This window comes from Streptomyces sp. NPDC091682 (genome assembly GCF_044756625.1).
Lineage (GTDB): Bacteria > Actinomycetota > Actinomycetes > Streptomycetales > Streptomycetaceae > Streptomyces.
The window spans coordinates 141,179-150,781 of record NZ_JBIVTH010000019.1 but is presented as its reverse complement, the minus strand read 5'-3'; the positions used below and the strand labels follow the sequence as shown (position 1 = coordinate 150,781).

Sequence of the window (9,603 nt, the reverse complement as noted above, 5' to 3'; positions counted from 1 at the left end):
GCATGCAGCGACACCCCACGCCAGGACACCGGCACCCGCTCCCGGTCCCCCGCCGCCGCCCGCACCACCTCGGCCAGCAACGCCGGATGCAGACCGTAGAGCCCCGCGTCCTCGCCACGGCCCGGCAGGGACGCGTCGACCACCACGCCGCCTTCGCCGATGGTCATGGCGGCCTGCTCGGTCGTCAGCCGTCCGGTGGCGTGGCAGGTCCACGGTCCGTCGGGCGTCTGCTCGGGGCGTGCGTAGCAGCCGACCGTACGGGCCCCGGTCTCGTCGGGTGCGCCGACCGTCACCTGGACGACCACGGCTTCCGTCGCGGGGAGGACGAGCGGCTGGTCGGTGAGGCTGAGTTCCGCGATGTGCTCACTGCCGGCCTGTTCCCCGGCACGCAGCACCATCTCCAGCAGACCCTCGCTCGGGAAGGCGGCCACCCCGTCGACGAGATGGCCGTCGAGCCACGGCAACGCCGCCACGGTCAGCCGGCCGGTCAGCAGCACGCTGCCGCCGGAGTCCGCGGGGGTCACCGCCGCGCCCAGCAGGGCGTGCCCGGTCGGCGCGAGGCCGGCACCCGCCACATCGCCCGTACGGACGGCCGGAACGGGCCAGTACCGCTCGCGCTGGAAGGCGTACGTCGGCAGGTCCACCCGCCGGGCCCCCGTAGCGTCGTACAGGCTCGTCCAGTCCACCGCCACGCCCGCGCAGAAGAGCCGCGCCAGCCCGTCGACGAGCGCGTTCTCCTCCTCCTGGCCCTTGCGCAGCACGGGGGCGCACACGGTGTCAGCCGGGTCCTCGGCGCCCAGGACCTGCTGGGCGAGCGCGGTCAGCACGCCGTCCGGGCCGAGCTCGGCGAAGGCGGTGGCACCCGCCGCGCGCAGGGCGCGTACGTCATCGGCGAACCGTACGGTCTCCCGTACGTGCCGCACCCAGTACTCCGGGTCGCACACCAGCTCGGCGTCGGTGGCCAGCGCGATCCGCGGAGCCGAGAACGTCAGCCGCGACACCACCGCACGGAACTCGTCCAGCATCGGATCCATCAGCGGGGAGTGGAAGGCGTGCGATACCCGCAGCCGGGTGATCCTGCGGCTCATGGTCCGGAAGTGCAGGTCGATCTTCTCGAGGGAGTCCTCGGCGCCGGAGACGACCAGGGAGGACGTGCCGTTGACGGCCGCGATGGAGACGAATTCGCCGAGCAGCGGCCTCACTTCCTCCTCCGTGGCCTGCACGGCGAGCATGGCACCACCCTCGGGCAGCGCCTGCATCAGCCGGCCCCGCGCCGCCACCAGCGCACACGCGTCCGCGAGCGACAGCACACCCGCCACGTGCGCGGCCGCGATCTCACCCACCGAATGACCGGCCACGAAATCCGGCCGCACACCCAGCGACTCCACGAGCCGGAACAGGGCCACCTCGACCGCGAACAGCGCGGTCTGCGCGTACTCGGTCCGGTTCAAAACCTCTTCGTCCTCACCCCACACCACGTCCCGCAGCGGTACGTCCAGCTCGGCGCAGACGGCATCGAACGCGGCCTCGAACACGGGGAAACGCGCATACAACTCCCGCCCCATCCCCAACCGCTGCGACCCCTGACCCGAGAACAGCACCGCGAGCGAGCGCTCGCGCGCCACCCCCCGGGCGATCTCGGCGCCGTCCACCAGCACCGCCCGGTGCGCGAACCGCGCCCGCGAGGCGGCCAGCGAGAAGCCCACGTCCAGCCCGGGCCCCGTGAGGCCCGCCAGTCTCTCCATCTGCGCGTCGAGCGCTGCTTCCGACCTGCCCGACACCACCCAGGGCGCCACGGTCGTCGTATCCGACGGTTCCCCTCCGGGTGCTTCGACCGCCTGCTCCAGCACGACGTGCGCGTTGGTGCCGCTGAGGCCGAACGAAGAGACCCCCGCCCGCCACGGCCGACCCGCTTCGGGCCAGGTCGTGTTCTCAGTGAGGAGGTCGATGGCGCCCGCCGACCAGTCGACGTGCCGCGAGGGCGCGTCCACGTGCAGGGTGCGCGGCAGCACACCCTCCCGCATCGCCATCACCATCTTGATCACACCCGCGACACCGGCCGCGGCCTGCGTGTGCCCGATGTTCGACTTCACCGAGCCGAGCCACAGCGGCCGACCGGCCTCCCCCCGCTCCCGGCCGTACGTCGCCAACAACGCCTGCGCCTCGATCGGATCACCCAGCGGCGTACCCGTACCGTGCCCCTCCACCACGTCCACGTCCGCCGCCGACAGACCGGCCGCCGCCAGCGCCTGACGGATCACCCGCTGCTGCGACGGACCGTTCGGCGCGGTCAGGCCGTTCGACGCACCGTCCTGGTTCACCGCCGAGCCACGGATCACGGCCAGCACCTCGTGACCGTTGCGGCGGGCGTCCGACAGCCGCTCCAACACGAGCACACCCACACCCTCCGACCAGCCGGTGCCGTCGGCGGCGTCCGCGAAGGCCTTGCACCGCCCGTCACCCGCCAGCCCTCCCTGCCGGCTGAAACCGAGGAAGCTCATCGGCGTGGACAGGACGGTGACGCCGCCGGCCAGGGCGAGCGAGGACTCACCGCTGCGCAGCGACTGGGCGGCCAGGTGCAAGGCCACGAGGGAGGAGGAGCAGGCGGTGTCCACGGTCACGGCCGGGCCTTCCAGCCCGAAGGCGTACGACACCCGTCCAGAGATCACACTGTTCGCCAGGCCCGTGCTGGCGTGGCCCTCCACGTCCTCGCGCGAGTTCATGACGAGCGAGGCGTAGTCCTGCCCGGTGGTGCCCACGAACACACCCGTGCGGCTGCCGCGCAGCCGGGTGGCATCGATCCCGGCCCGCTCGAAGGCCTCCCAGGAGGTCTCCAGCAGCAGCCGCTGCTGCGGGTCCATGGCGAGGGCCTCACGGGGCGAGATCCCGAAGAACCCGGCGTCGAAGTCGCCGAGCGCCGAGAGGAATCCGCCGCGCCGGGTGGCGCTTGCTCCCCGGTTGCCGGGGGCGCTGTCACCGAAGAGGGCGGCCAGGTCCCAGCCGCGGTCGGTGGGGAAGTCCGTCATCCCTTCCCGGCCGTCCAGGAGCATCGCGAACAGTGCCTCCGGCGTGTCCACGCCGCCGGGCATCCGGCACGCCATGCCGACGATCGCGATCGGGTCGTCGGCTGCGGACTCCACGGGCCCGTCCGTGCCAACGGCCTGCTGCTCGTCCTGGAGTTCGGCGAGGATGTGGGAGGCAAGCACGGTCGGTGTGGGGTAGTCGAAGACGAGGGTGGCCGGCAGCCGCAGGCCGGTGACGTGGCCCAGCCGGTTGCGGAGTTCGAGTGCGGTGAGGGAGTCGACGCCCAGGTCCTTGAACTCCCGATCCGGGTCGACCGTCGCGGCCGACGTGTGTCCGAGCACCCCGGCCGCTTCGGTCCGTACGAGGTCCAGCACGTGCCGGAGCCGTTCCTCCTCGGTCAGTGCGTCGAGCCGAAGTCCGAGTGCATCGGCCGTCGTTGACACGGCCATGCGCCGGGCGCCCTTGAACAGCCCGCGGAACAGCGGCGGCACATCGATGCCCGGGCGCCGATCGTGTCCGATCCGGCCGAGGGGGACGAGGTAGGGGATGTCGGTGGCCATCGCCGCGTCAAGGAGGGCCAAGCCCTGTTCGACGGAGAGCGGCGGAACACCCGAGGAGGCGATCCGCTGCCGGTCCGCCTCGGACAGCGTCGCGGTCATACCACCCGTCGGCACCCACGCACCCCACGCCAGGGACTGCCCCGACAGACCGAGCTCACGGCGATGCGCGGCAAGGGCGTCCAGGAACACGTTGGCCGCGGCGTAGTTGCCCTGACCCGCCGAACCCATCACACCCGAGACCGACGAGAACACCACGAACGCCGACAGGCCCATCTCCCGCGTCAGCTCGTGCAGATGCCACGCCGCGTCCACCTTCGGACGCAACACCCTCGAAAGCCGCTCCGGCGTCAACGACGTCACCACACCGTCGTCCAGCACACCCGCGGTGTGAATCACCGCCGACAACTCGACCCCGGCCAACACCCCCGCCAACGCATCCCGGTCCGCCACATCACACGCGACCACCGAGACATCCGCACCGGAAGCAACCAGCTCGTCCCGCAACTCCACCGCACCCGGGGCGTCCAGCCCCCGACGCGACACCAGCAACAGGCTCCGCACCCCATGCACGCCCACCAGATGCCGGGCCACCTCACGACCCAGACCACCCGTACCACCGGTCACCAGGACCGTGCCGTCCCCCAACGGGGACTCCACCACGCCGACATCCGGGCGCAGCCGGGCCAGCCGGGCCACGTGCACGTCTCCCTCACGGACCCGTACATGCGGCTCCCCCGCCGCGAGCACCTCCGCGAGCGGCAGCTCACCACCGTCCCCGAGGTCCACCAGCAGGAAACGCCCCGGGTTCTCCGACTCCGCCGCCCGCACCAGACCCGAGACGGCAGCACCGGCAAGGTCGCCCGGCACCACGACCACCAGGCGGGCACCGGCCGGCTGCTCACTCGCCAGCCACTCCTGCAGTGCGCTCAGCACACGAGCACAGGCCGCGTGCACCGCCTCGGCCGTTTCACCGCCCTCGACGCGCAGCACCGTCGGGGCCGCGTCATCAGCGGCGGAGGCCGTCTCCCCCTGGGCCGGCACCCACTCCAGGCAGAGCAGTGCCTCCCGGAGCGGCGCGGCACCAACCGGCATCGCCGGAGCCCCGAAGAGCAAGTCCTCTACCGTCAGCACCGGCGCACCCTCGGCGTCCACCAGCGCGAGCGCGACCGAGCCCTCTGTGGTACGGCCGATGCGCGCCCGTACCACCGACGCGCCCGCCGCATGCAGCGAGACCCCGCGCCAGGACACCGGCACCCGATCCCGGTCCCCCGCCGCCGCCCGCACCACCTCGGCCAGCAACGCCGGATGCAGACCAAAACGATCCGCCTCCCGCGCCGCCTCATCGGACAAGGCGAACTCCGTATCGGCGCCGACGATGTCCGGCACCAGTTGGCCGGGAGCGGGTACGAGTACGCCGGTCGCGTGCTCCGTCCACGCCCCACCGTCCGCCAGCGAGAAGAAGGCGACCGTACGGGCACCCGCGCGATCGGGCTCCCCCACCCGGACCTGGACCATGGCGCTGCCGTCCACGGGCAGCGACAGGGGGGCGGTGTGCACGAGGCGCTCGACGCGGTCGCAACCGACGTGGTCGCCGACCCGAAGGGCCAGTTCCAGCAGGCCTGTCGCCGGTGTCGTCCGCCCCGTCAGCCAAGGCTGCGCGTGGGTCGAGAGGCGGCTGGTGAAGACCACGCCCTCCGACTGGGCCAGCGGCAGGACCGCCCCCAGCATGGGGTGTGCGTCGGCGATCAGTCCGGCCGCAGTGACGTCACCGGCATCCGGGGTGAGTGCCGGCCAGTACCGCTCGTGCTGGAAGGCGTACGTCGGCAGGTCGACGCCCCGGGCACCGGTACCGTCGTACCAGCGCGCCCAGTCCACCCCCACGCCCGCACAGTGCAGCTTCGCCAGCGCGTCGACGAGCGCGCCCTCCTCGCCCCGCCCCTTGCGCAACACGGGAACCGCAGCCACCGCGTCCACACTCAACTGCGCCAGCGCACACAGACTCCCGTCCGGACCCAGCTCCAGGAACGTATCGACACCCTGCCCGGCCAGCGAGCGCACCGTATCGGCGAACCGCACGGCCTCCCGCACATGCCGCACCCAGTACTCCGGATCGCACACCAGCTCGACATCGACAGCCAGCGCGATCTCCGGCGCCGAGAACGACAACCCCGCAACCACCGCACGGAACTCGTCCAGCATCGGATCCATCAACGGCGAGTGGAAGGCGTGCGACACCCGCAACCGGGTCGCCCTACGGCCCAGCCCCTCGAAATGGACGCGTACGGCCTCGACCGCGTTCCCGGCACCCGAGACCACGACGGCCGACGGGCCGTTGACCGCCGCGACCGACACGAACTCGCCGAGCAGCGGCTCCACTTCCTCCTCCGTGGCCTGCACGGCGAGCATGGCACCACCCTCGGGCAGCGCCTGCATCAGCCGGCCCCGCGCCGCCACCAGCGCACACGCGTCCGGAAGCGACAGCACACCCGCCACGTGCGCGGCCGCGATCTCACCCACCGAATGACCGGCCACGAAATCCGGCCGCACACCCAGCCACTCCACCAGCCGGAACAACGCCACCTCGACCGCGAACAGCGCGCTCTGCGCGTACTCGGTCCGGTTCAGTACCTCTTCGTCCTCACCCCACACCACACCCCGGACCGGCACGTCCAACTCGGCACACACCTCATCGAACGCAGCCGCGAACACCGGGAAACGCGCATACAACTCCCGCCCCATCCCCAACCGCTGCGACCCCTGACCCGAGAACAACACCGCAACGGACCGGTCACCAGCCTCTCCGCGTGCGATCTCAACCCCGTCCACCGACACCGCGCGGTGCGCGAAGCGCGCCCGCGACACCGCCGACGAGAAGCCCAGGTCGAGCCGGGACCCCGTGACCCCAGTGAGCCGTTCCAGCTGTGCGTCCAGTGCAGCCGCCGACTTTCCCGAAACCACCCACGGGGCGAGCACCGCCGCGTCCGCGGGAGCGGCAGACGGCTCAGCCGGGCCTTCCTCCAACACCACGTGCGCGTTCGTCCCACTGATGCCGAACGAGGACACGCCCGCCCGGCGCGGGCGGCCATCGGCCGGCCACCGCACCGCTTCCGTCAGCAGCCGTACGCCACCCGCCGACCAGTCGACATGGCGCGTGGGCGCGTCCACGTGCAGGGTGCGCGGCAGCACACCCTCCCGCATCGCCATCACCATCTTGATCACACCCGCGACACCGGCCGCGGCCTGCGTGTGCCCGATGTTCGACTTCACCGAGCCGAGCCACAGCGGCCGACCGGCCTCCCCCCGCTCCCGGCCGTACGTCGCCAACAACGCCTGCGCCTCGATCGGATCACCCAGCGGCGTACCCGTACCGTGCCCCTCCACCACGTCCACGTCCGCCGCCGACAGACCGGCCGCCGCCAGCGCCTGACGGATCACCCGCTGCTGCGACGGACCGTTCGGCGCGGTGAAGCCGTTGCTGGCGCCGTCCTGGTTCACCGCCGAGCCACGGACGATGCCGAGCACGCGCCGACCGTTGCGTACGGCGTCCGACAGGCGCTCCAGGACCAGTACGCCCACACCCTCCGACCAGCCGGTGCCGTCGGCCGCGTCCGCGAACGCCTTGCACCGGCCGTCACCCGCCAGCCCGCCCTGCCGGCTGAACTCCATCAGGGAGCCGGGCGTGGACATGATGTTCACGCCGCCGGCCAGGGCGAGCGAGCATTCGCCCGCCCGGAGGGACTGGACGGCCCAGTGCAGGGCGACGAGGGACGAGGAGCAGGCGGTGTCCACGGTCACCGCCGGTCCCTCCAGGCCCAGTTGGTAGGCGAGCCGGCCGGAGACGGCACTGGCGGCGATTCCGGTGCCGATGTCCCCGGTGGCGTCGTCGAGGGACCGGACGAGGAGGTAGGCGTAGTCCTGGCCGTTGGTGCCGATGAAGACGCCGGTCCGGCTGCCGCGCAGCCGGGTGGCATCGATCCCGGCCCGCTCGAAGGCTTCCCAGGAGGTCTCCAGCAGCAGCCGCTGCTGCGGGTCCATCGACACGGCTTCCCGCGGGGAGATGCCGAAGAAGTCCGCGTCGAAGCCGGCCACGTCGTCGAGGAATCCGCCGCCCCGGCTCACGCCGTGGCCCCGCGCGTCGGCTCCGGCGCCGTGCAGGGCGTCGAGGTCCCAGCCCCGGTCGGCCGGGAAGTCCGACATGGCGTCGGTTCCGGCCGTGACGAGGTCCCACAGGTCCTCGGGCGAGTGGACCCCGCCCGGGTAGCGGCAGCCCATGGCCACGATGGCGATGGGTTCGGTGGCGGCGGCGACCAGGTTCAGGTTCTGGCGCCGCAGCCGCTCGGTCTCCTTCATCGAGGACCGGAGCGCTTCGACGACCTTGTCGTGGGGCGTGGGCGTGGCCATGTTCAGCTCCGTCAGCTCCGTCGGTCCTGCGGTTCGCCGCGGTGGGCCGGCACGGATGAGAGGTCGGGTGTCGGGTCGGATGCGGTGGTGTTCAGGGCCGCGTGGACCAGGGCGTCCAGGTCCATCGCGTCGATGGAGTCGGCGTACGCGGGTGCCTCGCCCGCCCCGCCTTCGGCCTCGTCGCTCCGGCCCTGTTCGGCGGCCAGTTTCAGCAGCGGTTCCAGTACGCCGATGCGGCGCAGCTGGGCCACGGACACGGAGGCCAGCAGGGCCTGGAGCCGTGCCTGGTCCACGTCTTGCGGCTCGGCGCTGTCGTCGGACGCCGCCGGGTCCAGCTGCCGGGCGATGTGTTCGGCGAGCTCGGCCGGGGTGGGGTGGTCGAAGACGAGGGTGGCGGGCAGCGCCAGGCCGGTGGCAGCGGTGAGCTGGTTGCGCAGTTCCACGGCGCCGAGGGAGTCGAAGCCCAGGTCGCGGAAGGCCTTCTCCGCGCCGACGGCTTCGGGCCCGGTGAGGCCGAGGACCTCGGCGGCCCGGGTGCGTACGAGGTGGAGCACGGCGGGCCTGCGCCGGCCCGCGGGCAGGGCGGCCAGTTCGGCGCGCTGCTCCGGGACCGCCGGTGCTGCCACCGGGCCGGCCGCGTCCGCGGATTCGGGTACGGGGAGGCCGGCGAGCAGCCTGCTGGGCCGTACGGCCGTGAAGGCGCGTACGAACCGGCCGGGGTCGACGTCGGAGATGACGGTGGTCGGCTCGGTCTCCATCACCGCGCGGCGCAGCGCCGTGACGGCCAGGTCCGGGTCCAAGGGCCGGATGCCCGCCCGGTGGGCGGCTCCGGCTGCCCGGTCGGCGGCCGCCATGCCCGCTCCGCCCCAGGCTCCCCAGGCAACGGAAGTGGCGGCGAGGCCGCGGGAGCGGCGCTGCTCGGCGAGGGCGTCGAGGACGGCGTTGGCCGCCGCGTAGTTGCCCTGGCCGGGGTTGCCGACGGCTGCCGAGGCGGAGGAGAAGAGGGCGAACACCGACAGGTCCAGGTCGCTGGTGAGCTCGTCGAGGAGCAGCGCGGAGGTGACCTTGGCGCGGAAGACGGCGGTGAACCGGTCCGGGGTGAGGCTGTCGATGACCGCGTCGTCGAGTACGCCTGCGGCGTGGACGACGGCGGTCAGCGGCGCCCGGTCCGCAATGGCGGCGAGGACGGCGGTCAGTGCCTCGCGTTCGGCTGCGTCACAGGCCGTGAGGGTGACCTCGGCGCCCGCTTCGGCCAGTTCGGCGCACAGGGCAGTGGCGCCGGGGGCGTCCGGACCGCTGCGGCTGAGCAGGACCAGGTGGCGGGCCCCGGCGGCGGCGAGGCGGCGGGCGACGTGCGCACCCAGGGCTCCGGTGCCGCCGGTGATCAGGACGGTTCCTTCCGGATCCCAGGTACGGGCGCCCGTCCGGCCGGCCGGCAGCGGGCTCAGCCGGCGGCCGAGGAGGCCGGCGGGCCGGACGGCGACCTGGTCCTCCCCGTCCGGCGCGGCGAGGAAGGCGGTGAGCCGGTCGAGGGCCGCGGGGTCGGTGTGGAGGTCGGCCGGGAGGTCGATCAGACCGCCCCAGCGCTGCGGGTGTTCGAGGGCGGCGACCCGTCCGA

2 protein-coding genes (1 of these 2 running past the window's edge) are annotated in these 9,603 nt (G+C 72.9%); both read right to left on the bottom strand.

Features of this window, described 5'->3' with window-relative positions:
* Nucleotides 1-7,991, bottom strand: a 7,991-nt coding sequence (locus ACIQK6_RS33750) for an SDR family NAD(P)-dependent oxidoreductase (RefSeq protein WP_402696433.1), incomplete at its 3' end; no start/stop codon positions are given.
* A gap of 5 nt (nt 7,992-7,996) precedes the next feature.
* Nucleotides 7,997-9,603, bottom strand: the end of a protein-coding gene (locus ACIQK6_RS33745; protein WP_402696429.1) for a type I polyketide synthase. The gene runs 26,983 nt beyond the window's last position; 1,607 of the gene's 28,590 nt are visible here — the last part of the coding sequence; its start codon lies off the right edge, out of view; it ends in the stop codon at nt 7,997-7,999.